The organism is Sporolactobacillus terrae DSM 11697 (genome assembly GCF_000648615.1).
In the GTDB taxonomy this organism is placed as follows: domain Bacteria; phylum Bacillota; class Bacilli; order Bacillales; family Sporolactobacillaceae; genus Sporolactobacillus; species Sporolactobacillus terrae.
Genome location: NZ_JFZC01000033.1, coordinates 1 through 26,396 on the forward strand (window position 1 = coordinate 1; position 26,396 = coordinate 26,396).

24 protein-coding genes are annotated in these 26,396 nt (G+C 46.1%); 3 read left to right on the forward strand and 21 right to left on the reverse strand.

The features are described 5' to 3' along the window. Positions 1–571 precede the first annotated feature (571 nt). From ytfJ to refZ, 15 genes are all read right to left on the reverse strand, one after another. Positions 572–1,030: a GerW family sporulation protein gene (gene ytfJ / locus AA84_RS0105300; protein WP_028976347.1), complete on the reverse strand. Its 459-nt coding sequence runs from the start codon at positions 1,028–1,030 to the stop codon at positions 572–574. A 2-nt stretch (positions 1,031–1,032) separates the two neighbouring features. Then, positions 1,033–1,638 (reverse strand): DUF2953 domain-containing protein, encoded by a 606-nt coding sequence (locus tag AA84_RS0105305; RefSeq protein WP_160168697.1) that lies wholly within the window; start codon positions 1,636–1,638, stop codon positions 1,033–1,035. A 112-nt stretch (positions 1,639–1,750) separates the two neighbouring features. After that, positions 1,751–2,425, reverse strand: a complete 675-nt coding sequence (gene hisIE, locus AA84_RS0105310; protein WP_028976349.1) for a bifunctional phosphoribosyl-AMP cyclohydrolase/phosphoribosyl-ATP diphosphatase HisIE — start codon at positions 2,423–2,425, stop codon at positions 1,751–1,753. After that, positions 2,422–3,180 (reverse strand): imidazole glycerol phosphate synthase subunit HisF, encoded by a 759-nt coding sequence (gene hisF, locus AA84_RS0105315; RefSeq protein ID WP_028976350.1) that lies wholly within the window; start codon positions 3,178–3,180, stop codon positions 2,422–2,424. The genes hisIE and hisF overlap by 4 nt, the downstream gene beginning before the upstream one ends. After that, positions 3,180–3,908, reverse strand: coding sequence for a 1-(5-phosphoribosyl)-5-[(5-phosphoribosylamino)methylideneamino]imidazole-4-carboxamide isomerase (gene hisA / locus AA84_RS0105320; protein WP_028976351.1), 729 nt, complete (start codon positions 3,906–3,908; stop codon positions 3,180–3,182). The genes hisF and hisA overlap by 1 nt, the downstream gene beginning before the upstream one ends. Continuing rightward, entirely contained in the window at positions 3,902–4,567 is a 666-nt protein-coding gene (gene hisH / locus AA84_RS0105325; RefSeq protein ID WP_028976352.1) for an imidazole glycerol phosphate synthase subunit HisH, read from the reverse strand. The genes hisA and hisH overlap by 7 nt, the downstream gene beginning before the upstream one ends. After that, positions 4,567–5,157, reverse strand: a complete 591-nt coding sequence (gene hisB, locus AA84_RS0105330) for an imidazoleglycerol-phosphate dehydratase HisB (protein WP_028976353.1) — start codon at positions 5,155–5,157, stop codon at positions 4,567–4,569. The genes hisH and hisB overlap by 1 nt, the downstream gene beginning before the upstream one ends. Beyond that, the gene (gene hisD / locus AA84_RS0105335; protein WP_028976354.1) at positions 5,150–6,433 is read right to left on the reverse strand and encodes a histidinol dehydrogenase; all 1,284 of its coding nucleotides are present in this window, start codon (positions 6,431–6,433) and stop codon (positions 5,150–5,152) included. The genes hisB and hisD overlap by 8 nt, the downstream gene beginning before the upstream one ends. Next, on the reverse strand, positions 6,420–7,070 hold the full coding sequence (gene hisG, locus AA84_RS0105340; protein ID WP_028976355.1) for an ATP phosphoribosyltransferase: 651 nt from the start codon (positions 7,068–7,070) through the stop codon (positions 6,420–6,422). The genes hisD and hisG overlap by 14 nt, the downstream gene beginning before the upstream one ends. Beyond that, a complete protein-coding gene (locus tag AA84_RS0105345) occupies positions 7,067–8,260 on the reverse strand; it encodes an ATP phosphoribosyltransferase regulatory subunit (RefSeq protein WP_037563053.1) in 1,194 nt (397 codons plus the stop codon). The genes hisG and AA84_RS0105345 overlap by 4 nt, the downstream gene beginning before the upstream one ends. Before the next feature lie 740 nt (positions 8,261–9,000). After that, positions 9,001–9,198 carry an alpha/beta-type small acid-soluble spore protein gene (locus AA84_RS0105355; RefSeq protein ID WP_028976358.1) on the reverse strand — a complete coding sequence of 66 codons (198 nt, stop codon included), beginning with the start codon at positions 9,196–9,198 and terminating at the stop codon, positions 9,001–9,003. Positions 9,199–9,317: 119 nt separating this feature from the next. After that, the gene (gene thiI, locus AA84_RS0105360; RefSeq protein ID WP_028976359.1) at positions 9,318–10,517 is read right to left on the reverse strand and encodes a tRNA uracil 4-sulfurtransferase ThiI; all 1,200 of its coding nucleotides are present in this window, start codon (positions 10,515–10,517) and stop codon (positions 9,318–9,320) included. A gap of 5 nt (positions 10,518–10,522) precedes the next feature. Further along, complete coding sequence (locus tag AA84_RS0105365) at positions 10,523–11,665, reverse strand: cysteine desulfurase family protein (protein ID WP_028976360.1); 1,143 nt, start codon at positions 11,663–11,665, stop codon at positions 10,523–10,525. A gap of 149 nt (positions 11,666–11,814) precedes the next feature. Next, complete coding sequence (ezrA, locus tag AA84_RS0105375; RefSeq protein WP_028976361.1) at positions 11,815–13,509, reverse strand: septation ring formation regulator EzrA; 1,695 nt, start codon at positions 13,507–13,509, stop codon at positions 11,815–11,817. Between the two features lie 281 nt (positions 13,510–13,790). After that, complete coding sequence (gene refZ / locus AA84_RS0105380; protein WP_051575092.1) at positions 13,791–14,435, reverse strand: forespore capture DNA-binding protein RefZ; 645 nt, start codon at positions 14,433–14,435, stop codon at positions 13,791–13,793. Positions 14,436–14,602: 167 nt separating this feature from the next. On the opposite strand from refZ, the gene AA84_RS0105385 reads away from it, so the two are divergent. The 3 genes from AA84_RS0105385 to AA84_RS0105395 all read left to right on the forward strand — a co-directional run bounded on the left by AA84_RS0105385 (position 14,603) and on the right by AA84_RS0105395 (position 18,764). Then, a complete protein-coding gene (locus AA84_RS0105385; RefSeq protein ID WP_028976363.1) occupies positions 14,603–15,052 on the forward strand; it encodes a GAF domain-containing protein in 450 nt (149 codons plus the stop codon). 255 nt (positions 15,053–15,307) lie between these two features. Next, positions 15,308–15,910 (forward strand): 30S ribosomal protein S4, encoded by a 603-nt coding sequence (gene rpsD, locus AA84_RS0105390; protein ID WP_028976364.1) that lies wholly within the window; start codon positions 15,308–15,310, stop codon positions 15,908–15,910. Between the two features lie 196 nt (positions 15,911–16,106). After that, positions 16,107–18,764, forward strand: coding sequence for a transglycosylase domain-containing protein (locus tag AA84_RS0105395; RefSeq protein WP_028976365.1), 2,658 nt, complete (start codon positions 16,107–16,109; stop codon positions 18,762–18,764). 690 nt (positions 18,765–19,454) lie between these two features. Here AA84_RS0105395 and ccpA read toward each other — a convergent pair. The 6 genes from ccpA to ytpR form a co-directional block, all read right to left on the reverse strand. Next, positions 19,455–20,453, reverse strand: a complete 999-nt coding sequence (gene ccpA / locus AA84_RS0105405; protein ID WP_028976366.1) for a catabolite control protein A — start codon at positions 20,451–20,453, stop codon at positions 19,455–19,457. A gap of 485 nt (positions 20,454–20,938) precedes the next feature. Continuing rightward, the gene (locus AA84_RS0105410; RefSeq protein ID WP_037563055.1) at positions 20,939–21,226 is read right to left on the reverse strand and encodes a YtxH domain-containing protein; all 288 of its coding nucleotides are present in this window, start codon (positions 21,224–21,226) and stop codon (positions 20,939–20,941) included. A 17-nt stretch (positions 21,227–21,243) separates the two neighbouring features. Continuing rightward, a complete protein-coding gene (locus AA84_RS0105415) occupies positions 21,244–21,666 on the reverse strand; it encodes a DUF948 domain-containing protein (RefSeq protein ID WP_028976368.1) in 423 nt (140 codons plus the stop codon). A 204-nt stretch (positions 21,667–21,870) separates the two neighbouring features. Then, complete coding sequence (gene murC, locus AA84_RS0105420; RefSeq protein WP_028976369.1) at positions 21,871–23,193, reverse strand: UDP-N-acetylmuramate--L-alanine ligase; 1,323 nt, start codon at positions 23,191–23,193, stop codon at positions 21,871–21,873. Positions 23,194–23,472: 279 nt separating this feature from the next. Continuing rightward, positions 23,473–25,728, reverse strand: a complete 2,256-nt coding sequence (locus tag AA84_RS19340) for a DNA translocase FtsK (protein WP_028976370.1) — start codon at positions 25,726–25,728, stop codon at positions 23,473–23,475. A gap of 35 nt (positions 25,729–25,763) precedes the next feature. Further along, positions 25,764–26,387, reverse strand: a complete 624-nt coding sequence (ytpR, locus tag AA84_RS0105430; RefSeq protein ID WP_028976371.1) for a YtpR family tRNA-binding protein — start codon at positions 26,385–26,387, stop codon at positions 25,764–25,766. Positions 26,388–26,396: the final 9 nt, after the last annotated feature.

The window sequence follows — 26,396 nt, forward strand, 5'->3', positions numbered from 1 at the left end:
CAGGATGTGATGACTTTCGCGTTGCATACAGGACGTATGCGCACTTAGCGAAAGTTCCTTTAGGAAAGTTCCTTTAGGAAAGTTCCTTCATACATGTGTGATGGATTCGTGTCTTTTCGGTGCTGAATCGTCGCTTCGGTTACTCGCTTGCCGCGGGCGCACCGCGAGCCTCCTCAGACAGGGCAAGAATCTGCGGGGTCGCGCCGGCACGCATCAACAAGGCGCGATCCCGCAGGCGCCCAAGTATCTAAATGAGGGGGGGCTTGGACATTATTGAAATAATAAAAAAAATGATCCTCATCCCCCTCACTTCTGTTTCATTAAGCATTCTGATCCTTAATTAAGTAAAAATAAGCGGAGATTTTTCGGCTATATGCAGAGTAGCGCTCATTTCAGAGGTATATAAGGGGAATTTTTCCGTCTATTTAATTCCGCGTTGTGCACAGGATGTACTTCCGCAGGATGCGGTGTCCGCGCCACTCAAGCGGGTTATAAATATAAAAGAAGAGGCATCCCAAAGTCAGCAGCAGACTTTTAAGATGCACTCTCATGTTTTGTTCAGTTAATCGCGTTATTCTTCGTCGTTCCATTCACTGCGGCGTTTTTTCCGCTTTGAACTGTTTCCTGAACCGCTTTTTTCAAGGATTTCTTTAATACGCTCAATCGTTTGCGGTGCCAAATCGATCAGTCGTTCATACAAATGCGTGTTATTGTCGAGATGAATCGTCTTTACACCTTCATCGCCAATGATCAAAAAAGCAATCGGTGTAATCGACACACCGCCGCCAGTACCGCCGCCGAATGGAAGATAGGCTTCGGTCTCTTCCGTTGGATCTTCATCCGGATTTTCATTCTTTGTATTGAACTCGCTGCCGCCAGCAACAAAACCGAAACCGACCTTTGACAAAGTGATGATGGTATGTCCGTCTTCTGTTTCAATCGGATCTCCGACAATCGTGCCTACGTCCACCATGGACTGCAGGCTTTCGAGTGCAGTCTTCATCAACCCTTGTATCGGATGATCTGCCATAGTTACCCCTCTTTCAATTGGCTCCTTAATTTCCTGATCATAGCTATAGCGTCTCCGAACCGCATCTGAAACATGCACGACAAGGCTGAGTTCAAACATTTTCTTTGGTAAGCCGGAACAACATTGATCCGCGGATGATCAGCGCTCATTGCGTTCACCCAAGGCAATAGCGACGCTTTAACTGCCCAAATCAATCCGCAAAGCATAGCCGTTTCCGCGGCATCTCCGGTTCCGCATGTCGTCACCCACACAACATGAGTCATTTGAATAGATTGGCCTCGCTGTCCCGTACGAAGAAAATCAACGCCTTTTTCCAATTGTTGATAAAGGAACGCCGCACGGTCTGTCGTTTGTTTTTCGTCATTTTGGGAAATGGTCTTGTTTTCATTTTTTTTAGAGGAGGGATTCCCACGTGGTTTCTTTCTTGGCGTTTCGGAGTGAAATGTAAAAATTTTCTTCCGCCCAAGGTACAGATCAGCCTTCCACTCGAAATGGTGCACGCCGATCAGATACTTGACGCGCAGTGTCAGCGTACTTTTTAAAATAAATAGGACCAATAGAATCAAAAGTCCAACACTTAACCCTGACAAGACAATGAACAGGCGCACCATCAAACGCTCCTTTTTTGTACCCTTTATACTTTCTAGTATTCGAAAAATAGTTCAAAACATACAAAAACCCGAGAGACAGATTGCTCTCGGGCCGATATTTATAAATGCATTATAAGCCAAGATCTTTTGCTTTTTCCCGCTGAAATTCGCTCTTGTCACGGTGACGCTGTTCAAGCACACGAAGCACGCGGTCAAAGCCGACGCCTTGTTCACGCAGCATAACCAGTGTGTGATAGACCACATCAGATACTTCCCATTCCAGTTCTGCAATGGAATGATTCTTGGCAGCGATGATTACTTCGGAAGTTTCTTCACCGATTTTCTTCAAAATCTTGTCAATGCCTTCGTTAAACAGATACGTTGTATAGGTGCCTTCCGGACGTTCTGCCTCGCGCTTTGCAATCACGTGTTCCAGTTCAGCAAGGATTTCATAGCGAGCGGATCCTACCGTTTCAGCTTCCTGCTTGTCAGTTTTTTCCGGAACAAAACAACTGTACTTGCCTGTGTGGCAGGCAGGTCCAGCCGGTTTCACTTTAATCAGCAAAGTGTCTGAATCGCAGTCAACCGCCCAGTCAACGATCTTCTGAGTATTACCCGAGGTTGCGCCCTTGTGCCAGAGTTCCTGACGTGAACGGCTGTAGAACCATGTTTCGCCGCTCTCCAGCGATTTATTAATCGATTCCTTATTCATATAAGCCATCATTAGGATTTCCTTGCTCTGCGCGTCTTGTACAATGGCTGGAATCAATCCTTGCTCGTTATACTTTAGTGTTTCTGCATTCATCGTATTGCCACTCCTTTTTGTTTTAAAAACGATTTCACCTTTGCAACGGATGTTTCTTTGTAATGGAAAATGGATGCGGCGAGTGCTGCATCTGCCTTGCCTGATTCAAATGCATCGAGAAAATCCTCGGCTTTGCCTGCTCCGCCGGAAGCAATGACTGGAACATCGACTGCTTCGCTAATCTTTCGCGTCAGCTTCAATTCAAATCCATTTTTCTCACCATCTTGATCCATACTGGTGAGCAGGATTTCTCCCGCACCTAGGGAAACCGCCTTTTTTGCCCATTCGACAGCATCAAGTTCGGTTTCCTTTTGTCCGCCATGTGTATAGACCTTGTATGTAGCTGATTGCGAATCCCACCTGGCATCAATCGCACAGACAATACACTGATTGCCGAAAAAATCGGCCCCTTCTTTAATTAGCCGAGGATTCGCTACTGCTGAGCTGTTCAGGGAGACCTTGTCTGCACCGGCGCGAAGCAGTGTTTTGATATTTTCCAATGTTCGAATCCCACCGCCAACCGTAAAAGGAATGTTGAGTTTGGCGGCAACTTGTTTGACGACTTCAACCATGGTGTTTCTGCCTTCATTCGAAGCAGATATGTCAAGAAAGACCAGTTCATCGGCCCCTTCACGATTATAAAACATCGCCAGTTCCACAGGATCTCCTGCGTCGCGCAGTTGCACGAACTGTTTGCCTTTTACAACACGGCCGTCCTTGACGTCCAGACATGGAATAATTCGTTTGGCCAACATCAGTCGTTCACCGCCTTCAACACATCGCTTAACGCGATCTGTTTCGTGTAAAGTGCTTTACCGATGATCGCTCCGCTCACTTTGTGATTGCCGATCATCTTTTTGATTTCATCCAGCGTCGTGACTCCGCCGGAAACTACCACCGGTTTTCCGATTTCTTCGGCAAGCTGTTCCGCCGCTGCAACATTTGCGCCTTTAAGAGCACCGTCGCGCGAAATATCGGTATAGATAAATTGCTCAGCGCCTTCTTGAATCAGCTGTTTAGCCAATTCAGCAGCACTTAAATCGGACACTTCGAGCCAGCCGCGTACAGCAACTTTGCCTTTTTTTACATCCAAACCTATAGCAACCGCATTTGGATAGCGTTGAAGCACTTTTTTACAAAAGTCCGGATCGCTGATTGCCGAACTCCCGAGAATCACACGCTTAATTCCTTTTTCCAAATACCATTCTACCGAATCCATGGAACGAATGCCCCCGCCAATTTCAATATTAATCGGCACTTCTTGAGCCATACGTGCGATCAGTTCTTGGTTCAGCGGATGCCCCGCTTTGGCACCGTCAAGATCGACGACATGCAGCCACTCCGCACCCTGATCAAAAAAGGAACGCGCGACTTGGATGGGATCCTCTCCATAGACCGTCGACTGGTCGTAATCGCCCTGAAACAGACGGACGCATTTGCCATCAATGAGATCAATTGCCGGAAATACGGTAAACATCAACATTTCCCCTTTTCTAAATCACAAGTGTCGCCTTTATTATCTTGGTGCACGAACTGCACGTAATTTTTGAGAAGTGCCTGGCCGAATGCCCCGCTCTTTTCAGGATGAAACTGGGTACCAAAAACACGGCCCTTGCCAACAACGGCCGGAACTTCACCATCGTAATCGGCAACAGCAATCAGCGCCGAACGATCCGTAAGCTTGGCACGGTACGAGTGCACAAAATAGGCGTAATCCGGTTTCAACCCGTTCAGAAGCACTGAATCAGGAGTGACGAAGGTCAAGGTATTCCATCCCATATGGGGGACTTTGTAGCGTCCCCCTTTTTCAGAAATTCCGGAAAAACGAACCACACGACCAGCAATTAAGCCAAGTCCCTTAGTCGGGACGCCTTCCTCGCTTTCATCAAATAAAAGCTGCATACCAAGGCAGATTCCGAGCAGCGGCTTTTTCTCAGCATATGCGCTAAGGTAATCGCTCAATTTTTTCTGATTGAGCAGTCCCATCGCATCCTTAAAGGCACCGACACCGGGAAGAATTAAACCGTCGGACTTGTCCAACTCGCTCGGATCATCACTGATCACATAGGGTTGTTCCAATCTTTCCAATGCTTGGCTGAGGCTGTAAAGGTTGCCCATGCCATAATCTACGATTCCGATCATCACAGCGTTCCTTTCGTTGACAGAACCCCTTGAATTCTTGGATTTTGTACAGTCGCCGCGTCAAGGGCACGGCCAAGCGCTTTAAATACCGATTCGATCATGTGGTGCGTATTTTCTCCGTAGCGTACGGTCACATGAAGGTTCATCTGCGCTTCGATGCACAGTTTATCGAGAAATTCCTTTACAAGTTCCGTATCAAAGGTACCGACTTTTTCAGAAGGAAAGTTTCCGTTAAATACGAAATAAGGACGCCCACTTAAATCGATAGCAACTTCAGACAAGGCCTCATCCATCGGGACAACTGCATAACCGTACCGATTGATTCCCTTTTTATCTCCCACGGCCTGCCTGATTGCTTTGCCAAGACAAATACCGATATCTTCGGTCGTGTGGTGATCATCGACGTCGGTATCCCCATGGGCCTCAACGTCCAAAGAAAACAAGCCGTGTTTGCTAAACAGTGTCAGCATATGCGTTAAAAAAGGTACACCGGTTTCCAGATGCGATTCACCGCTGCCGTCGATCGCAAATTTTAATTTAATCTGTGTCTCAAATGTATTACGTTCCACAAATCCTGTTCGATTACTCATGAATGACAGCACCCTTCATCCGTTTTTCAACTGCTCGTGCATGGCCTTCCAATCCTTCAAATCGCGCGAATGCGGCAATAGCTTGTCCGTTTGCTTGCAGCGCCTCATCACTGTACTCGATGATGCTCGAGCGTTTGATGAAGCTCTCCACACCCAGCGGACTCGCATAGCGTGCCGAACCATTCGTCGGAATGATGTGGTTCGGACCGGCAAAATAGTCGCCTACCGGTTCAGAACTGTATTTTCCAAGGAAAATTGCACCGGCGTTCCGAACAAATTTCAATACTTCCTTAGGTTCCCGTGTCGCCAGTTCTAAATGTTCCGGAGCAATTTGATTAATGACGTCGGCAGCCTGCTGCAGATTGGCAGTCAAGATGATTTTCCCTTGTTTATTCGCTGACTCTGAAGCAATGGCTTCGCGCGGAAGTTCTTTTAACTGCTTTTCAACTTCCTGCTCCACTTGTCGGCCGAATGGCTCTGAATCGGTAACAAGTACCGGCATTGACAAACGATCATGTTCTGCTTGAGACAGCAAGTCGGCGGCCACCCATGACGGATTCGCAGAATCATCTGCAACAACGGCAATTTCACTTGGACCAGCAAGACTGTCAATCGCTACATCGCCGAATACATATTTCTTGGCGAGCATCACGTAAAGGTTCCCCGGTCCAACAATTTTATTTACCGAACGTATCGATTCGGTACCGTAGGCAAGTGCTGCGATTGCTTGGGCACCGCCGACTTGATAGATTTCATGAATACCGATCTCATGTGCAGCAGCCAGTACACCGTCAGCGATTAAGCCGTTTTTCTGTGGCGGGGATACCAGTACAACCCGTTTCACGCCGGCGACCAGTGCCGGAATTGCGCCCATCAGAACGGATGAGGGATAACAAGCCGTTCCGCCGGGTACATAAACACCAACCGAGTCCAGCGGTGTCACTTTTTGACCAAGAACGACACCTTGGTCCACGGTTTCCGTCCATGATTGAGGGATCTGTTTTTCGTGAAAAGCACGAATATTACGCGCAGCTTGCTTGATCGCTTGAAGAACCGGTTTCGGTACACGCGCAGCGGCGGCAGTCATCTGATCTTCCGTTACTTGTATCGCTTCCAGTGCAATGCCGTCAAATTGCTTCGTAAATGCCTTCAGCGCTTCATCGCCGCCGCTTTTCACACGATTCATAATTTCCGCAACCGATTTCTGCGCATCTTCTCTTGCTTCAACTTTTCTTTTTTTCAAAAAGTCCAAATTCCCGTCTTTAATCCATTCCAACCTTGGTCCCCTCCGTTGCTTTGATCATTTTTTCAACGATTTGATCAATCAGTCCTTTTTTTAATCGGTAGCTGACCGGATTCACAACAAGCCGTGAGCTGACGTCCAATAGCCGGTCATATTCGATCAGACCGTTTTCTTTCAGCGTCTGTCCGGTAGATACAATATCGACAATTGCATCGGCGAGACCGACAATGGGTGCCAGCTCAATCGAGCCGTTCAATGCAATAAGATCCACTTGTTCGCCGCGTTTGCGATAGAAGTCCGAAGCAATGTTCGGATATTTCGTGGCAATCTTTAAAAACGGCCGACGGCTTTGATGCTTTGGCAATCCGGCAACGGCCATATGACATTTACTGATCCCAAGATCTACCATTTCGTATACATCTCTTCCACTTTCAAGCAAAACGTCTTTCCCTGCAATGCCGATATCGGCCGCACCATACTCAACATAGGTTGGTACATCAACCGGTTTGGCAAGAATAAAACGGAACGGTTCGGATTCAAGATCAAAGATCAGCTTTCGCGTTGTTTCAAATGTTTCCGGAAGCCGAAAACCGGCATTTCTCAGCAGTCTGCAAGCATCGCCGAATATTCGTCCTTTAGGCATAGCAATCGTTATAAGTGAGTCATTCATTCTTCAGTCTCCGTTCTCTCAAGAAAATAAGTAACCGATTCAAATTGCTGTTCAAATGTTTCCAGTGTGTCGATACCTTCTGCATGCTGCAGAACGACCGATCGCCCCTTCTCACGTTCTTCTGCGGCGTAGCGCATGGCGTTGCCGGCATTCTCACGGTCGTAGATGACCGCACATTTCTTTTCATGTTCTGCCGCAGGCATGGTTATGGCACTCATCAGCCGGTCCAAACGAATGCCAAATCCGGTAGCCGGACATGGTCGATTAAATTTTGCCAGCAAGTCATCATACCGACCTCCGCTTGCTACCGGAAAGCCAAGCTTACCACCGAAACCTTGGAAAACAAAACCGGTGTAATAACTCAGATGAGGCACAAGCGTGATATCAAGATCAATCTGTGCGTCGAGATTATCTAACTTCAACAAATGAATGAGTTCCGTAATATTTTGATAATAGGAGTGAACCGGAGTCGAAGACGTACCCGCCAATCGTTCCAAAAATTGAAGCGTCTCCGCATTGTTCATTCGTCTTGAGTCAACGAAGCTATTCAATAGAGAAGCAACTTCGCGCGTGACGTGAAGCGTCGCTACATAGTCGTGAAAACCAACATCATTCTTGCTGTACAGCAGATTACGTAAATGATTCACAATCGCTTTGTCTTTAACCATATCATAGAAAAAAGCATTCACGAATCCGACATGACCAACCGCCAAGCGCACGGATGCCAATCCGCTTTTCTCAAGCAAGCTCATCATTAAGGAAATGACCTCTACATCTGCATAAGGGGTTGCATCGCCGATTAATTCGGCACCGGTCTGTTCGAATTCGCTCGGATGTCCGCCTTCTTTGCGCTGGCTCCGGTAAAGATCTGCTGTATACGCCAAACGAAGCGGCAGCGGTTCTTCCCGCAAACTGGATGCAGCAATCCGTGCAATGGGGGTTGTCATATCCGGACGTAAAACGACCGGATGTCCTTCCGCATCTAAAAATTTAAACAGACGGTTATCGGCAATCGCTGAAGCACGACCAATGGTTTCTGCATATTCCAAAGCCGGTGTTTTAATAAAATCGTAACCCCAACGCTGCAATTCACGTTGAAAAATCATTTCTAATCGGGAGATTTCTTTTTGAGCTTGTGGCAGTGTATCACGCAGCCCAAGCGGTTTTTCAAACATATAGGGTTGGGACATCATGTTTTTCTCCTTCTCGCAGTACCTTTTTATTATGTATTTTATCATAAAAGGAAAGTCGCTTTATCTCATTAGCATAGTAAAGTATGTAACGTGTATTTTAGCGGAATTTCTGCCATTAGTCAATAGAAAATCTCTCAAAATCCAGAACATTAAGAAAAACCGGGCAAAAAACGCCCGGTCCTTAATCTCCAACCATGTGTGATGGACTAGTGTCTTTTCGGTGCTGAATCGCCGCTTCGGTTACTCGCTTGCCGCGGGCGCACCGCGAGCCTCCTCAGACAGGTAGGTATCTGCGGGGTCTCGCTGGCACGCTGTTCCCGCAGGCGTCTCGCACCTCCGCTTTGTTTCTCGGCCAAGACACTGGGCTATTGGTTTGAAGACAGGTCAAAATCATATACTTTCTTATCCTGTAAGAAAAACCGGGCAAAAAACGCCCAGTCCTTACTTCCGCAGGATGTGATGACTTTCGCGTTGCATACAGGACGTATGCGCACTTAGCGAAAGGTCCTTTAAATTAGCGAAAGGTCCTTTAGGAAAGTTCCTTCATACATGTATGATGGTCTCCTGCCTTTTCGGTGCTGAATCGTCGCTTCGGTTGCTCGCTTGCCGCGGGCACCAGAGCACCTACGCTTTGATTCTTGGTCTAGATCTATCGGCTTGAAGACAGGGTAAAATATTACTCTCTTTTCCTGCAAAAAAGGACAGCCGAAGCTGTCCTTTTTCACGCGATATTCAAATTAGTATTTGCCGCCAAGCTGCTGTTGCGCCGTTGCAACGAGACGTTTCGTAATTTCACCACCAACGGAACCGTTAGCACGTGAGGTCGTGTCAGGACCAAGTTGTACACCAAATTCAGAAGCGATTTCGGTTTTCATTTGTTCAAGCGCTTTTTCTGCACCTGGAACAAGGATCTGGTTGCTATTATTTTCTGCCATGTCTCTCACCTCCTTGTGCCATTATATTGTGCAGACTCAGTGGTCTACATACACAAGGAGGGATGGTAATTTTTTCTAAAGCATTTTGTGTATTTGTACCGGCTTAAACCGGTACGGAATCACAGTAACTGACTGAGTACATCTTCCTGGGCATCCTCATCAATCACGATGGTTTCAATCCCGTCAACCGCTTCACGAACCAGCGCGTCAACATCCAGTTTCTGTTCAAAACGTGCCGCATGGTTACGATCCGGCCGTGTACGCGGGGCTTTTGGCAAGAAGATGGTACAGCAGTCCTCATAAGGGCGAATCGAAATCTCATACGTATCGATTTCCTTTGCAATTTTTGCAATATCAATCTTGTCCATCGTGATCAGTGGGCGAAGGATAGGAAGATTAGTTACCGCATTAATCGTATTCATACTCTCCAGCGTTTGACTGGCTACTTGCCCCAAGCTTTCACCGGTAGCAAGTGCCAATGCACCGCGCTGAGCTGCCTGCTTTTCCGCAATACGGAACATCAGACGGCGCATAATCGTGATTCGGTAATCTTCGGGAACTGCATCTCTTATCGCAACTTGCGCCTCTGTGAACGGAACAAGGTGCAGTACAAACTTGCCTCCGTATTCCCTTAACTTCTTCGCTAAATCAATAACCTTTTGTTTGGCACGATCGCTTGTATACGGCGGGCTTTGGAAGTGAACCGCTTCAACGATCGCACCACGTTTCGCAACGAGGTATGCTGCTACTGGGCTGTCGATTCCTCCGGACAAAAGCAGCATGACCTTTCCGCTTGCGCCAACCGGAAGACCGCCTGCGCCTTGGACTTCTTTCCCATAAATATGCGTCTCATGATACCCGACATCAACCCTGATGCGGAGATCGGGATCATGGACATCAACATGCAGCCAGTCGCAATGTTTCAGCACCGTGCCGCCGAGATCCTGATTGAGTTCGCTGCCATGAATCGGATAGCGCTTATCTTTTCGCCGGGCAGCGATTTTGAACGTTTCGGCACTTTTTTCCTGATTGGCAATGCGGAGTACACCTTCGCGAATGGCTTCGATGTCGGTCCCAACTTTAATCGCCGGCCAAATGTTTTGGATGCCAAAAACTTTCTTCAGAACAGCGAGCACATCGTCGGCTGTTTCATGATTTAGTTTTATTTCCAAGTCATCAAAATGACGTTTAATCTCAAGCGATGCAAATTTGCGTAATTTGTCGCGCACATCATTTTCCAATTTCACGACAAATTGTTTTTTATTCTTGCCTTTCAACGTGATTTCACCAAAGCGAACCACTAAATAATCATAAATCACCTGATTCACCTCATCACTATCTTTAGCTGACCGACTCTTTCAGCCAGTTTTTTTAAGAATACGGCAATGTCTTGTTCTGTTGTCTCATAGGCCAGACTGATCCGGATGGTTTGCTCTGCTTCTTCATCCGAGATACCCATCGCCGTTAACACCGCACTTGCCTTATTTTCTTTTGACGAACATGCCGACTTCGTTGAGACATAGATCTCGTCTTTTTCCAGTGCGTGAACGAGTACTTCTGATTTAACGCCGCGCAGCGCAACGTTGACAATACTTGGAGCGGAATGCTCGACCGGTGTATGAATAACGGCACCATCAATGTTCCGCAATCCCTCAAACAGCTGGTTTTGCAGTTTTTGTAAATGGCAGATGCCTTCGTTTTGATGTTCGCGCGTGATGCGCAGTGCCTTAACCATGCCGCAAATGCCCGGAAGATTCTCGGTTCCTGATCGGCGCTGCTGTTCCTGACCGCCGCCGGCAAAAAGCGGCGACAGCACAGTGCCTTGTCGAACATAAAGAAGTCCGGTTCCCTTTGGTCCATGGAATTTGTGACCGGAGATAGTGCACAGATCAATCCCGCTTTCCGCGAGTTGCAGAGGTACTTTAGAGAAACCCTGAACATGATCGACATGAAAGACCGTTTTCGGCTTATCACTTAAAAAAGCGGCAATTTCTTTAACCGGCTGTACCGTTCCGACCTCATTATTCACATGCATCAGCGAAACAAGAATCGTATCATCGCGATAGGCTTGTTTAAACTGTTCAAATGAAACACGCCCGTCACGGTCAACAGGCAAGTACGTCACGTCAAAGCCAAGCGACTCCAGCTGCGTGAACGCACCACCTGCTGAAGCATGTTCAATCGCCGTCGTAATCAAATGCTTGCCGCGTTTTCGATACGCAAAGGCCGCGCCTTTAATCGCCAAGTTATTACCTTCCGTGCCTCCGGAAGTAAACACAATCTCTCCCGGTTCAACCCCAAGCAGTGCAGCTGCTTGTTCACGAGACCGCGTAAGCAACTGCTCGCTTTTCCCACCAAGACTGTGAAGCGATGACGGATTAGCAAAAAATTGTTCAGAAACCGTACGGTAGGTGTCAAGCACCTCAGCATACGGCTTCGTTGTCGCACTATTATCTAAATAGATCATGAAAACAAGGGAACTCCTTTCAGAAAAGCTCAGTTCATTAATAAAATAGCTATTCTCTCCATTGCCCATTTTATTTGAATCTTAGCATGAGTATTTCCTTCTTGTACATTAAGATGCAATTTTTCTATAAAATCGTTCATGCATTTCCTTCAATTTGCTTCTTGGTTTTCATACAGCTCTGTGCGCTTCAGAATTTTCGGTTCTCTTTTTTCGATGGCATGAACAGCCGTTTCGACAGCCGACTGGTAGTCATAATTTCTGAAATGCTGCTCTGCTTTTTTTAACGCTTGGTCAATCTCAGCATCATCAGAACGATACCGGTTTCCGTATTGGATCATCTCTTCCGCAAATTTAGCCGTATCCACCAGTTTCTCGGTTTGCTGGCAAACATCATCGGCATCCTGACCGGCTTGCTCAAGCAGTTTCTGTACCATCACCATATTAAGCGGCTTTTCGTCAAGCTGGGCATTTACTGCGCTCAGTTGCTCTCCTGCTTTCTGCAATGCTGAAGCAAATGAACCCGGTACGCCGGGAAGATTACTTTTCAAAAGGATTTGTCTCGCTTCATAAAGCTGGTGCTTGAGGTCTTGGACCTGACCGCGCGCCTTCATTTCATCCTTGCGAAGTGCTTTTATTTTTTGATTGAATTCATCGGCCACCGTCTCCATTTCAGACAGATCCGATTTAATGGTCTCCAATTTTTCATAAATAGCGCTGAAGGCTTCCTGCTGCTTGTCGGTCTGCGTTTCAACATAGACCGTTTCAATCTTTTGAAAAGACCGGCTGAGATCATGATGCATCTTCAAATCCTCATCGGAAATATGATAACTGTCTTGAATCGCAGAGGTTTCCTCGCTCAGATTCTTGATTTTTGTACCGATACGTGTCACATTGGTTTCGATTGCAGGTGCAAGCTCCTGTAGTCTTTGGCGACTGACCGCTTCTTTTTCCAATTGTGCATACAGCCATTCCAGCTGGTCATGAATCCCCTTCAATCCATCCTCTGCTTCGTCAAGGTCCAGCTTGTTCACAGCCGTTTCCATAAGAAGACGGTGTTTCTCCATTTCTTCCAACTGCTCATCAATTTGCAGCTGATCTAAATAATAGCCGTCATCGATCATCTCTTGTTTGCCTTGGCGAAGTTCTTTCATTTGATCCGGAATTGTTTTTCGAAGATCCTTATAGAGATCAGGAATGCGATTGATTTGATCAGCCAGAACATCAGCAGCTTCACGAACATGTACGAGGATTTCACGTGCATTAAGATAATTGCCGTTTTCTGTTTCCGCCCCATAGTTCATCAATTGCGTTTCAACGGCTTTCATCGATTGTTCTAAAGCTGGAAGCGTTTTGTCAAAACGGCTTCTCTTTGTAATCATATCCTTTTTAATCTGATGAAAAGTTTCTTTGATCGGTGTGATATCCGTGCGGTTCTTCTCTTCACTTTCAACGATGAGATTCAAATCTTTTATCATCTCATCAATGCTTTTTTGAATCGCGTCGATCTTTTTATCGGTTTCTTTAACCTGCTGTTCCGCTTTATGAAAACGATATTTATCCGTCAATTCTTCTGCATTGAAGAGCATCTCCTCAAGGTTCGGCAGTGACTGGCCGACGATATTGTCCCAATCCTTGCGCCATTGATCAAACTTTTCCTCAGTATCTCCCGCCATGTTCAGCTGCTTAATTTTGGACAGTTCGGCAGCCACCGGCCGGTTCATTATTTCGACCCTTCGTTCCTCAACACGGTCAATTTCGCCGAACAGGCGCTTTCGCATCCAAGCGCCGTAACCAACGAGAAATACGATTACTAAAATCAAGCCTACCAGAACGTATAACAACATACGGAATTTCCCCCATTCTCGCATGGAACCTCACATTGCTTCTATATGATTACATTGTAACAAAATAATGCGGTTTAAGGTCAATAAATTAAGCAAACGGTCGTTTTTTATGTGACCAAAGCAATTCCCCGTTTTTTTATCAAGCCAACGCCACCCTTCACAGACAACGTTTCTAATGCTCCAGCTTAAAACCGTTCCAACGACAAACAAGCTCGCCAGTGTAGTGAAATCACTCTCTGACGAGCACGCTACATCTATTCATTTCGAGATAACGGACACCGTCAGACCTGCTGCAAGCGTCGATCCAGCCCGCATGCCCACTCATTAATAAAGCGTAAATATTGGATGCGAAAGGACGGCTCACTTGGCTGCATAAAAAAGACTTCCCTAAAATATTGGGGCTGAAGAAACGGTTGAATGATCAAATCACGATAGTGAATGATCGCAAATTCAAGTTGGATCGGACTCAATGATTCCTCGTGAAACAAATGCTGAAAGAAATTGATGAACAAAAATTTTTCCTTCATCAAATAACTCGACATCAATTCTCTAACCAGCTGATTGTCAAACGTCATTTCGCGATGGACGAAACGTGAAAGATAGAATGCGTGCTGCTGATAGCGAATCAATTGATCCGCAAGTTCAGTCAGACAGTCAGCTGCGGATTTGTTTTCCATTACGATTTGCTCCGTTTCTTCTAAAGTAGACAAATACCCTTCGAAAAAAGCGGCCATTAAATACTCCAGCAAACCTTGTTTCCCGCCAAAATAATAGGAAACAAGTGCTACGTTAACCCCGGCATCCGATGCAATCGCACGAACAGAAACTCCATCGTATCCACTCATATTGAACAGTTTCAGCGCTGAATGCACCACAGCATCCTTTGTTTTCTTTCCGCTTGCCTGATTCACCCGTTTCGTCTGCATCCCAATTCGCTCCTTTTCTTGAACAGATCCTGCTCGCCCTCTTACTATTATATATGTTCGACTCTAAATACCTCTCCCCCTCTCAGAACCTTTCGACATCATAGCTGAAAAATACGTGTTGTTCTGCTAAAATTAGAGTAATTTCTCTAATGATCGAGGTGGAAATAATGAATTCTGTCAATAAAACAAGAATTCAGGTTCTCGAATCCTTAATCAAGGATGAACCCAATCGAATAACAAATTTGGCAAATGCCTCTGCGTGGTTAAATGAATGCCTTGATAAAATAAATTGGGTAGGCTTTTATTTAGTGGAGGACAACGAGCTTGTCCTTGGCCCATTCCAGGGAAAAACCGCCTGTGTACGTCTTACAATCGGCAAGGGCGTTTGCGGGACAGCAGCAAAAGAACGCGAAATTCTCCGCATTCCTGATGTTCATGAATTTCCGGGACATATTGCCTGTGACGCAGCGTCACGATCGGAAATCGTCGTTCCGCTGATTAAAGGCGGCACCTTGATCGGCGTGCTCGATATCGACAGCCCAATCTGCGATCGTTTCTCAGAAGACGATCAACAATTTCTGGAAGCGTTCGCTGAAACATTAGTTGCCTACCTCTAGGCTTGACATGTTCTCCTGAAAAAGGGTATAATCGCTTTCGTGTAAAAGACGGCAGCACTGCATGGCTTCAAAGCCCTTCTATTTTGTTCCTCTTAGTAAAGAGGTGTACTGTGTAACCTAGACTGCCTGGGCGAAGGTACAAGATAGCAAAATATCTTTGACGCGCGTGCAGAGGTGTCATTTTATACCGCTTGAGTTTGTTTGTGGCTTACACGCAAACACTCTCGAATAAAATGACGAAGGAGGAGTCATTCAATGGCTCGATATACTGGTCCAGTTTGGAAAAAGTCCCGTCGTCTGGGTATTTCACTCAGCGGCACGGGCAAAGAACTCGAAAGACGTCCCTATGTTCCAGGTCAGCATGGTCCGACCCAACGGATTAAGCTGTCTGAGTATGGTCGTCAGCAACAAGAAAAACAAAAACTGCGTTTCATGTACGGTTTAAATGAGCGCCAATTCCGCCGCACCTTTGACGATGCTGCGAAAATGAAAGGTGTTCATGGTGAAAACTTCATGATTCTGCTTGAATCCCGTCTCGATAACCTCGTTTATCGTCTCGGTCTTGCAAGAACACGCAGACAATCACGTCAGCTCGTAAATCACGGTCACATCACTGTTAACGGCAAACGCGTCGACATTCCGTCTTATCGTGTAAAAACTGGCGACACGATTGGTGTTCGTGAAAAATCACGCAACCTTGTGATTATTAAGGATGCTCTGGAAACAAATACATTTGTTCCGGAATACCTGACTTTTGATGAGAAGACTTTGGAAGGTACTTACAACCGTCTTCCTGAACGTTCGGAACTCCCTGCAGAGATTACCGAAGCAATGATCGTCGAATTCTACTCAAAATAATGGGTCCTGCATTGAACCTTTCCGGGTTTCTCGGAAAGGTTTTTTAATTACCAAGACATATGGACATCACTGCAACACGCAACACGCATTAATTCTTTTCTTCCTTATCGATTTACGCTAATATATAAGAAGCTTTAATGAAATTTTTCAAATGTTGCATGATAATAATGACTAATGATTAAGAGGAGATTTGCGAATGCATGCCCCATTAAAAAGCTTTTCCGATTTTTTCGACCGGTTGGCGGAAAAATGGGCGACCAGCTCAGTCATCCAAAACGCGCAATCCATAACAAGAATGATATGGAATTCATTTTTATTCACACTGTCTTTGCTCCTGATCGGATCCTTTTTTGCAGCAGGAACCGTTAGCGGTTATTTCGCTGCTTTAGTACGCGATCAGCCTGTTCTAAGTTACGAAACACTCAAACAAGATATTGACAATTACTCAGAGAGCAGCATCACCTATTTTGCTGGAAAGATCCCGATCGGGAAAATGAACAGCGATCTCGTGCAGACTCGAACACGATTAAAAGAGACTTCCCCTGCCCTCATCAATGCAGTGATTGCGACCGAAGACGAACTCTTTTATCAACATAAAGGCGTTGTCCCGAAAGCGATCCTCAGAGCGAGTACGGAAGAAGTGTTACATAGGCCCCAAGCCACGGGCGGAAGTTCAATCACGCAGCAATTGGTTAAAAACCAAATCCTTACGAATGAAGTTTCCAATGAACGTAAATTCAAAGAAATTCTGCTCGCGCTGCGCGTAGAACGCTATTTCTCAAAGGATGAGATTCTTGAATCCTACTTAAACATGGCTTCGTTCGGACGAGACTCATCCGGAAAAAATATAAATGGTGCAGCAACTGCGGCTGAAGGAATCTTCGCCGTCAAGGCAAACAAGCTCTCAATCCCGCAGGCCGCATATATTGCCGGATTGCCGAAAAACCCGTTTTCATACTCACCGTTTCAAAACCATGGTGGGCTAAAGAAAGATGTCTCTGCCGGAATCAATCGTGCGCACTCCGTACTGAAGCGTATGTACGCTGCCGGTTACATCAGCAAAGATGAATTAAATCAGGCGCTCAAGTATGACTATAAAAAACACTTTGCGAAACCAAGCAAAAATATTAATGATGACTATCCTTATCTATCTAAAGAAATCGAAAATCGCTCCGCCATAATCCTTGCCAAAATGATGGCGCAAGACCAAGGATACAGCAGTGATAAGCTTTATAACGATTATCTCAATTACAAAAATATCGTATACGAGTACAACCACGAAATCTATAAAGGAAAAAGTTTGCAGGAAATCGCAAAAGTCCATGACTACAACGCGGCAACGCTGACGAATCATTATAATCTATTCAAAGAATTCATGAGCAATGCCGCAGGAAAATTGGAAAACGGCGGCTACCGGATTTATACAACAATCAATAAAGCGATTTATGATGATATGGAGTCGTTTGCCCAAAATTATTCCGGTTACAGTCCGGATCAATATGCGCGCGATGCAAAAGGAAAATTACTAGAAGTGACCGGTAGCGACGGAAAAAAAGTACCGGTAAAAGATCCAATGCAAGTTGGATCGATTCTGATTGAGAATAAAACAGGTAAAATTATCAGTTTCGTCGGCGGACGTGGATTTAACCATTCACAATTAAACTATGCGACCGAGGTTACGCGTCAGAACGGATCTACAATGAAGCCGTTGCTCGTCTACGCACCGGCCCTGGAACTTGGGCTTATTCAGCCAGGCTCGATCGTCGCCGATCTTCCCTACAAACGGATGATTAACGGCAAATTGTATGCACCGACAAACTATGGAACCACATCAACCAGTGGAGCATTCCACGGATTCGAAACGGCTCGTGCAGCTTTGGCCGCATCACATAACGTGCCCGCGATAAGTGTCTTTACCCGCCTGAGTGCAACAACAAATACGGCACCGGATTACTTGAAGAAGATGGGCATGACTTCCTTGGTCGGTTCGGACGGGTATAATGTTTCTGCTGCACTCGGGGGGATCAAGCGAGGCGTTACCATTGAAGAAAATACGGATGCCTATACGACCTTTGCAAATAACGGAAACTTCGTTGATGCCTATATGATCGATCAAATTACAGACAGCAATGGCAAAGTCATTTATAAACATAAGACGGAACCGGTAAACGTCTTTTCGCAACAAGCGAACTATGAAATGTTGGATATGATGCGTGATGTCTTTAAATACGGAACCGGCAGAGCATTGCCCGGTATGCTCAATTTTTCCGCTGACTGGGCTGGAAAAACCGGTACGTCACAGGATTGGCGCGACTCATGGCTGGTCGCCTCAAACCCGAATATTACGATGGGCGTTTGGAATGGATATGCACATAACCAACAGTTAAACCACAGCCGCTATTCGGAACAAACACGCACGCTGTTTGCTGGCTTTGCAAATCGCGCCTATAATGTCGATCCTGAACTGATGGCGCCAAAAGATCGATTCAAACAGCCTGAAGGTGTTTCAAAACAAATCTATGATGGACTGACCGGTGGAAAACCAACGGGCTACTCCAAGGCGGCGGGCTTTGAGGTCAATGATTTAATGAATGCAAAATATGAACCGCGAGATGAAATAGAGGCCCTCGAGCCATTGACGACCGAACAACAGCAGCCGGACGTGGAAGATCCGGCACAAGATCCAAATCTGATTCCTGGCCAAAATGATGGACATGAAGCGGAACAGCCTCAAGAAAATGAGCAGTCTCAAAATGGATTGTTCCGAATAAAGCCCGACTTCCTTCAATCACATTTTCCATATACAGATCTGAAGGCTGCGAGGCCGGAACTTCTTGGCAAAGTTCGTCCTTAATCAACACTCGGATTAATGAAGATAAATAAGCTGTGCTGGTCTTTCCCGTTTGTCTTCAGCCGGCTTGGCTTTCATCGTTAATCTTGTGCTTGAACGAACTTTAGCTGCTTACTTGCCGTAAATTCCAAAATCATATCCTTTAAAGAACATTTGGCTCAGCTACGCCTTTTTAGGTGCCGGCTGAGCCTTTATACTATTTTCACTTATCTTTTTGCGCTTAAGCTTAACGTATATGAAAAACCGGGCAAAAAGCGCTCGGTCCTTACTTCCGCAGGATGCGGTGGCTTCCGCGTTGTGCACAAGACGTACTTTCACAGGATGTGATGACTTTCGCGTTGCATACAGGACGTACTTTCACAGGATGTGATGACTTTCGCGTTGCATACAGGACGTATGCGCACTTAGCGAAAGTTCCTTTAGGAAAGTTCCTTTAGGAAAGTTCCTTTAGGAAAGTTCCTTCATGTGTGATGGGTTCGTGTCTTTTCGGTGCTGAATCACCGCGCCGATTGCTCGCTTGCCGCGGCGCACCGCAAACCTCCTCAGACAGGCATTTTTCCTGCGGGAATACCGCTGAGCGTCGTACCACAAAACAAAATCATATACTTCTTCTCGTGTAAAAAAGCCTCCATGCTGCTGTGATTCACAGCAGCATAGAGGCTTTTAGGTAACTTTTTTGCTCGCTTTACTGATTTATTTTGTTGAATTGCGCCAATCAATCCGATGCGGAAGCTGAACCGTGATGGAGTCGACTTTTTCATTGTTCATCAGTTTTGTCAAGAGACGCATTGCCACCGCGCCGATATCATACGTAGGTTCAGCGATACTTGAGAGCGTCGGACGAACCATTTGAACCAGTCGCGTATTTTCGCTGCTGACCACCGCAACATCCTCAGGAACTTTTAATCCTTCATCTTGCGCCTCATGAATGGCGCCGATCGCCATTTCATCGGAATCAACGAAAATGGCCGTTGGCTTTACGTCTTGATTCAGGAATTGTGCAGCTGCTTCTTTGCCGGACTCATAAGTGTAATCGCCCTCTGCGACCAGAGCCTCATTGAACGCCAGACCGTGGGCTTCAAGCGCGCGTTTGTATCCATTCAGTTTGTATTTGCCATTAAGCGGAATCTCGCTAGGCCCGTTGATAAAGCCAATCTGTTCATTTCCTGATTCAGCCAGCTTAGAAATAACTTCGAACACGGCTTGTTCATAATCGATATTCACTGAAGGAATCTCACGCTGCTCGTCCACTGTCGATGCAAGAACAATCGGTACATTGGCTTGTTTGAATTCTTCAATATGCTCCTGATCAATTTTACCGCCCATAAAGACAATTCCATCAACCTGTTTACCAAGCAAGGTTTGGATCAAATGAATTTCTTTATCTTTGTTTTGATCCGAGTTGCAAAGAATGATATTGTACTTGTACATCGTTGCAATATCCTCAATACCGCGTGCAAGCTCCGAGAAATAAACGCTTGAAATGTCGGGAATGATGACCCCTACCGTTGTTGTTTTTTTGCTTGCAAGACCTCGAGCAACAGCATTTGGCCGATAGCCAAGCCTTTTTATTGCCTCGGATACCTTCTTCCGTGTTGTCGGTTTTACATTCGGATTGCCGTTTACCACTCGCGAAACCGTCGCCATCGAAACGCCAGCTTCTCTGGCTACATCATAAATCGTTGCGCTCAATGCTCATTCCTCCTCAAAATCCACCATTTTCTATAGTCAGCCTGAACTCCGTCCACGCTCTATAACGTTTTCATTTTTAAGTAAGCCAAATACGCATCAATGGTTCATTGATGCCTATTTTTAATAGTAACAAATTTCGACCTCATGTGCTATATTTTTTTGACAAGGCCGCACGAATTTGCTTGCGTTTTCCGCAGATACATTGAGCCGGACAGGCTGAACCGTTACTGTCACTATGTATGCGGCCGAATTATCGATCTTAAGCGGAGTGTCACTTCAGCCGCGCGCATCAACCGAGCACAACCGCGGACGAACCGAGAGATTTCTCGAACACGCAATTGCCTGCGAAGGCTCCCCTGGCTCCCAGTTTGTGTCTTGTATTGATTGATTGATTGAAGTATGCTGCGCTGCTATCCCAGCATCAGCAAATCCAAAATCAAAGCTGGTCAGGCCTAGTTCTTACTTCCTCCGAATCGGTAAGCAGATCAGTAGTCCTTCGGGATTGGAATCATCTGTTCCTTTTCCTCTTGATCATTTCTCGCTGCAGCTGTCAATTGATGTGTCAGATCGATCGACTTACGCTTAGCGGTTTGAAAGAGGTCTTCGCTTTTTCCTTTAAGCGAAATACTTTCTTGCTGCATTTGCTGGACAATCTTTTTCCCGGAAGGAGCAGTTGTGAAAAAGACCGCTGCCGCGCCAAGCAGCCCGCCCCAAATCAGACCGGAAATGAAAGCCGCACGTTTGCCTGTTGGGCTTGTTTCATGCGTGCTCATGATTCAAACACTTCCTCTCACTGATTTGTTTTGCGAGCATTTTGCCAACGGTTAAACAAATCGATGGCGGCCCTGCCCCATTGAACCGTACGTGCCACTTTATCGGATTGCTCCATTCCCTTATTTTCAATGCTCGCTGAAACACGTTTAACTGAAGTGTTAATGGTTCCAAGTGATTGTCCAAAGCCTTCAACGGCATCGAAAACACTATTTAAGCTTTTCGACTTTTTCTGCAAGTCTACTGCAAGACCATTTGTCCGGTGCAGCAGCTCCGTCGTCTCTTCAGTCAAACCCTTCATTTGCTCCTGAACGTCTTCAAGCGTTGAGGCTACATCTTCCATCGTTTTTTGAGCAGCACTCAGTGTTTGTGACAAGAAATAAACCAGAACAGCAAATGCGATCGCAATAACAGCAACGGCTAGGTACAAAATAATGATCACCGTACATCCTCCCTTTCACTTGTTCCATATTAGTTTAATGAATCATCGCTTTTCTATACGTCCACGGGATTAAAATTCCACCACCCCGTCTGTCCTACTCTCCTATCTTAACATTTTAGACATATTAAAGAAAACTTGCCGGCCGGCAAGTTTCTCGCATGCAGACAGAAGCAAGGCTTCATCGTCCCCATTATTGAAAACACTTTAGAGCGCAGATGCTTCAAGTGCTTCTTTATATGCGGTTTGGTACTTCTGAATATCTCCGGCTCCCATAAACAACAGCACACTGTGCTGATACTGCTTCAGATCATCAATCATGCTGTTGTGCAGAATATGTGCGCCGTCAATGCGGTCTTGAAGATCATGAATGGACAGTTTGCCGCTTTTTTCTCGAGCAGAGCCGAAAATATCACAGAGATAAACATCATCTGCCGTAGCCAGTGCAGCAGCGAACTCATCCATAAACGTCATGGTCCGAGAATACGTATGCGGCTGAAAAATGGCAACCAGTTTACGATCCGGATATTTTTCACGCGCCGCATCAATCGTTGCTCGAATTTCGGTTGGATGATGTGCATAGTCATCGATCATAATCTGATCCCTGGGCTCCAGCTTCATCTCGGAGAAGCGGCGCTTCACACCATGAAACTTGGCAAGACGTTCCTGAACGAGTTCAAGCGGGACATTCATATAATTACAGAATGAGATCACCGCAAGTGCATTGAGCACATTATGCTTGCCGTATCCGGTAATTTTGAAATGTCCATAGAAATCATTGCGGATATAAACGTCAAATTCCGTTCCCGAATCATCAGAAAGAAAATGAACGTTTCTTGCTTGAAAATCATTCTCTTCATTAAATCCGTAATAGATCATCGGCACATTCGATTTGATCATTTGAAGCTGTTCATTATCGCCACAAGCAAATACTGCCTTTTTCACCTTAAGTGCAAGTTCTTGAAACGCACTGACAACGTCATCAAGGTCTTTGTAATAATCCGAGTGATCAAATTCAATATTGGTAATCAGGCAATAATCAGGATCAGCATGAAGGAAGTGCCGTTTGTATTCACAGGATTCCCAAATAAAGTACTTGCTCTTGTCATCGCCGTAACCGGTGCCGTCGCCGATCAAATAGGCGGTTGGGGCAAACGCCTTAAAAACAAATGAAAGCAGTCCGGTCGTTGACGTCTTTCCATGTGTACCGGTCACCGCGACACTTGTATAGTGATTCGCCAGCATGCCCAAAAAATCGTAATAACGATAAACCGGAACACCCATCTCTCTGGCTTTGCTTATTTCCTCATGCTGATCCGGGAACGCGTTACCGGCGATCACTACCTCGTCCGAGGATATATTAGCTTCCGTGAAGGGAAGAAGCGTAATCTTCTTATCCTCAAGTGCCTTTTGAGTAAAAAAACGTTTGTCATAATCCGAGCCTTGGACCTCGTGGTGCAGCCCCTGAAGGATTTGAGCAAGTGCGCTCATTCCAGTGCCTTTTATGCCAACAAAATGGTACTTCGTCATACAAATGACCTCCATAAATTGCTTCGTGCATGACCAAATCGCTGCAATATGAATAGTATACTCATTCATTGGCTATTCTGTGTGCTGCAGATTCGTTTTTAGCAAAAAATATAAAAACCGATCAATGGAGCGAGCACTGCATAAAAACTCACAACGTTCATTGTATTGCGTGTTCCGCTCTGCATTGCCGTCATGCTCGACATTTATTTTAACCTTTATTAACACCATTGTAAAAGCATATTTTATCCATATAAAATGCTAAAAAAATTGTCCTCCATTTTAATCCGGTTCGCCAAGCCGCTCACTAAGTTTCTCCTTGGAAACCAATACTTGACGCGGCTTACTTCCATTACTTGCTGAGATAATATTGCGCATCTCCAGCTCATCGGCAAGTCTGGCGGCGCGATTATAGCCAATTCTGAAGTGACGCTGAATGGCGGAAACGGAAGCTTGACCCTGCGCAACGACAAACGCAGCTGCTTCGCCGAGCAATTCATCTTCCTGCTCCGAGCGTTCATAATCGGTACGCACTGCTTCAGGAGAAAAAAGATACTCCGGCTTTTGCCAATCATGAAATGCGTGAGTGACACGGCCGATTTCTTCATCAGATATATAGCAAGCTTGAAGCCGTCGCAGACTTCGCGATCCATTTTCCGCAAACAGCAAATCACCGCGTCCGAGCAAGCGCTCAGCACCGCTGCAATCCAAAATTGTTCGCGAGTCGGTTTGTGAGGAAACGCTAAACGCAATCCGCGTCGGTATATTCGACTTAATCAAACCGGTAATCACATCTACCGAGGGGCGCTGGGTAGCAACCAGCAGATGAATCCCCGCCGCCCGCGCCTTTTGCGCAATTCGGCAGATCGATTCCTCAACATCCTGCGGCGCTGCCATCATCAGATCGGCAAGTTCATCAATGACTATAACGATGTAAGGCATCTTGTCGCCGTGGATCTGACCGGAGCGTCGTTTGCGATTGTAGCCATCCATATCGCGAACGGCACATTCGGCAAACGTTCGGTAGCGTTGCTCCATCTCATCAACAGCCCATTTAAGTGCAGCCGCCGCTTCTTTCGGTTCGGTAATGACCGGAGCAGCCAGATGTGGTAATTCCTGATAAGGGGCAAGCTCAACGACCTTAGGATCAATTAACAGAAAACGCAGATCTTCCGGTGATGTACGGTAGATTAAACTGAGAATAAGCGAGTGGATGCAGACACTCTTGCCTGATCCGGTTGCCCCGGCAATAAGACCATGCGGCATCTTCGCCAGATCCGTGACCACTTGATTTCCGGAAACATCCTGACCGAGTGCAGCAATCAGCGGTGCCTTGCTTTCTCTAAAATTCTTTGATGTGACTAATTCTTTAAGCAGCACAGGACGTCGAACCTTATTTGGAATTTCGATGCCTACGCTGCTTGTCCCCAACACCGGCGCAATTCGAATTTGCCGTGCAGCAAGACTTAATTTAATGTCCTCTGTCAAACTGAGCACTTTATTTATTTTGACGCCGGGGTGCAGGTGAAGATCAAATCGTGTCACACTTGGCCCCTGAACATACCCGACGACATCGGCATCAACATGAAAATTTTCCAACGTTTCAACCAATATTGCTTTGTTTTCCTCAATCCAGGATGCACTGTCTTTTTCTGAAGTAGCAGCATCATGAAGCAGTTCAAGCGGCAGCAAAAAGTCGGAAGGAGCTGTCGCTTGTTGTGCAGGCTCCCGCTCTTTCACCGTTGTACTATTTTTTCGATCCGTGTGGAACATCAAAACATTAAAGGGGACTTTGGACTGGCGTTCCTGACGAAACGGTGAGCGCGGCAAGCGACTCGTCACGCGGATCGGCTCTTTTTTCTGTTGAATGGTCGACTCCTGCGAAGCCGGTGCCGTCTCTTGCCTAACCATTTCTGCAGGTGGCTCCGCTTCTTGGAATACCGAATCCGGCTGCTCATCCTGACGGTGAGTGGCTGCAGGTTCAGCTGCTGCCTCATTCAATGGCACCTGTCTCTGATCCGTTTCAGACAGCGGATCAGCAGGAACATCGGTTGCTTCACGGTCAGTTAATGGATCTTTCGTTCGACTAATCGCCGGCTGATCCGCTATTGACGGATGCTTTTCATTTGATCGGTTCAATTCTTCTTGACGATAGGCTTCAATCTGCCGTTTTTCTTGATCCTCTTTCTTCACGTCCAAGTAGCCTTCAGCTTCTTTTGCCTGATTCGGCTTTCGAAAGCCGAAAACCGGAGATGGAACGCGGGTCGGATGAAAAGGCGGTTTCTTCTTTGGTTTCGGGGCCTCATCACGCTTATCCGCGCTGCGCTTGCTCTTGCTGCTGTTGTCTCGATCAAATGAGGTATCCGCGCGTACATGCTCCGGATAACGCGCGAGCATCTTTACTTCAACCTTCCGATTTGGATCCTTGAAACGGCCAACCGAGGCTGACGTTTGCTCGTTTTCTAGAGGTGTTTCACGGCGATCAGGCTCATCTTCGCTGTCCATACTGAAATATTTGCGCCACCATTTATCGGCCATTGCGATTCGCCTCACCTTCGCAAAAATTTTTCGATTTATACGTTTATTTTATGTGCTGCTCGTTCATAAAAATCTTGTCCAATTTTTGTCTCTGAGTGAAGAACTAAGATGCCGCGTTTCTGCGGTGCATTGGGGAGTGCAAGTTCGCGTGCGGAACAAATCATGCCATAGGAAGCAACTCCGCGAAGCACCGTTGGGCGAATCAATGTTCCGTTTGGCATCAAGGCACCGATTTTGGCGACAACAACTTTCTGCCCTTGATCGATATTCGGTGCACCGCAGACAATGTCCAGTTCTTCGTCCCCTAAGTCAACTTTGCAGACATGCATATGATCGGAATCCGGATGTTTCTTCATTTCTTTTACATAACCGGTGACAATCATTGGTTTGCATGTTTCAGGAAGTGTCGCGTCAAATCCTGCACGCTCTATTTTTTGATTCAGCAGATGAATCAATGCGCCATCCGCTTTTAGTTGACCGCTTTCTTGCGTACCTAAGAATGCAGAGGCATTGGATAAATTAAAGCCCAGCGTTTCATTCGTCGCTGCATCGTAAATCCGTGTGACGGAGTCCGATGTTTGAACGGCCTGTTTTTCACCCTCTTTGAAATAAACAATTAAGGTATCGCCAATCCCTTTGCGGTTGTAATAAAGAATCATGCATTTAAC

Excerpts from the sequence above, each read along its gene's own strand:
- ytfJ (WP_028976347.1), bottom strand. The coding sequence starts at position 1,030 with ATGGCAGATCATCCGATACAAGGGTTGATGAAGACTGCACTCGAAAGC.
- hisIE (WP_028976349.1), bottom strand. The coding sequence starts at position 2,425 with ATGAATGCAGAAACACTAAAGTATAACGAGCAAGGATTGATTCCAGCC.
- hisF (WP_028976350.1), bottom strand. The coding sequence starts at position 3,180 with ATGTTGGCCAAACGAATTATTCCATGTCTGGACGTCAAGGACGGCCGT.
- hisA (WP_028976351.1), bottom strand. The coding sequence starts at position 3,908 with ATGTTGATGTTTACCGTATTTCCGGCAATTGATCTCATTGATGGCAAA.
- hisH (WP_028976352.1), bottom strand. The coding sequence starts at position 4,567 with ATGATCGGAATCGTAGATTATGGCATGGGCAACCTTTACAGCCTCAGC.
- hisB (WP_028976353.1), bottom strand. The coding sequence starts at position 5,157 with ATGAGTAATCGAACAGGATTTGTGGAACGTAATACATTTGAGACACAG.
- hisG (WP_028976355.1), bottom strand. The coding sequence starts at position 7,070 with ATGAATGACTCACTTATAACGATTGCTATGCCTAAAGGACGAATATTC.
- AA84_RS0105345 (WP_037563053.1), bottom strand. The coding sequence starts at position 8,260 with ATGTCCCAACCCTATATGTTTGAAAAACCGCTTGGGCTGCGTGATACA.
- AA84_RS0105355 (WP_028976358.1), bottom strand. The coding sequence starts at position 9,198 with ATGGCAGAAAATAATAGCAACCAGATCCTTGTTCCAGGTGCAGAAAAA.
- AA84_RS0105365 (WP_028976360.1), bottom strand. The coding sequence starts at position 11,665 with ATGATCTATTTAGATAATAGTGCGACAACGAAGCCGTATGCTGAGGTG.
- ezrA (WP_028976361.1), bottom strand. The coding sequence starts at position 13,509 with ATGTTGTTATACGTTCTGGTAGGCTTGATTTTAGTAATCGTATTTCTC.
- refZ (WP_051575092.1), bottom strand. The coding sequence starts at position 14,435 with ATGCAGACGAAACGGGTGAATCAGGCAAGCGGAAAGAAAACAAAGGAT.
- AA84_RS0105385 (WP_028976363.1), top strand. The coding sequence starts at position 14,603 with ATGAATTCTGTCAATAAAACAAGAATTCAGGTTCTCGAATCCTTAATC.
- rpsD (WP_028976364.1), top strand. The coding sequence starts at position 15,308 with ATGGCTCGATATACTGGTCCAGTTTGGAAAAAGTCCCGTCGTCTGGGT.
- AA84_RS0105395 (WP_028976365.1), top strand. The coding sequence starts at position 16,107 with ATGCATGCCCCATTAAAAAGCTTTTCCGATTTTTTCGACCGGTTGGCG.
- AA84_RS0105410 (WP_037563055.1), bottom strand. The coding sequence starts at position 21,226 with ATGAGCACGCATGAAACAAGCCCAACAGGCAAACGTGCGGCTTTCATT.
- murC (WP_028976369.1), bottom strand. The coding sequence starts at position 23,193 with ATGACGAAGTACCATTTTGTTGGCATAAAAGGCACTGGAATGAGCGCA.
- AA84_RS19340 (WP_028976370.1), bottom strand. The coding sequence starts at position 25,728 with ATGGCCGATAAATGGTGGCGCAAATATTTCAGTATGGACAGCGAAGAT.
- ytpR (WP_028976371.1), bottom strand. The coding sequence starts at position 26,387 with ATGATTCTTTATTACAACCGCAAAGGGATTGGCGATACCTTAATTGTT.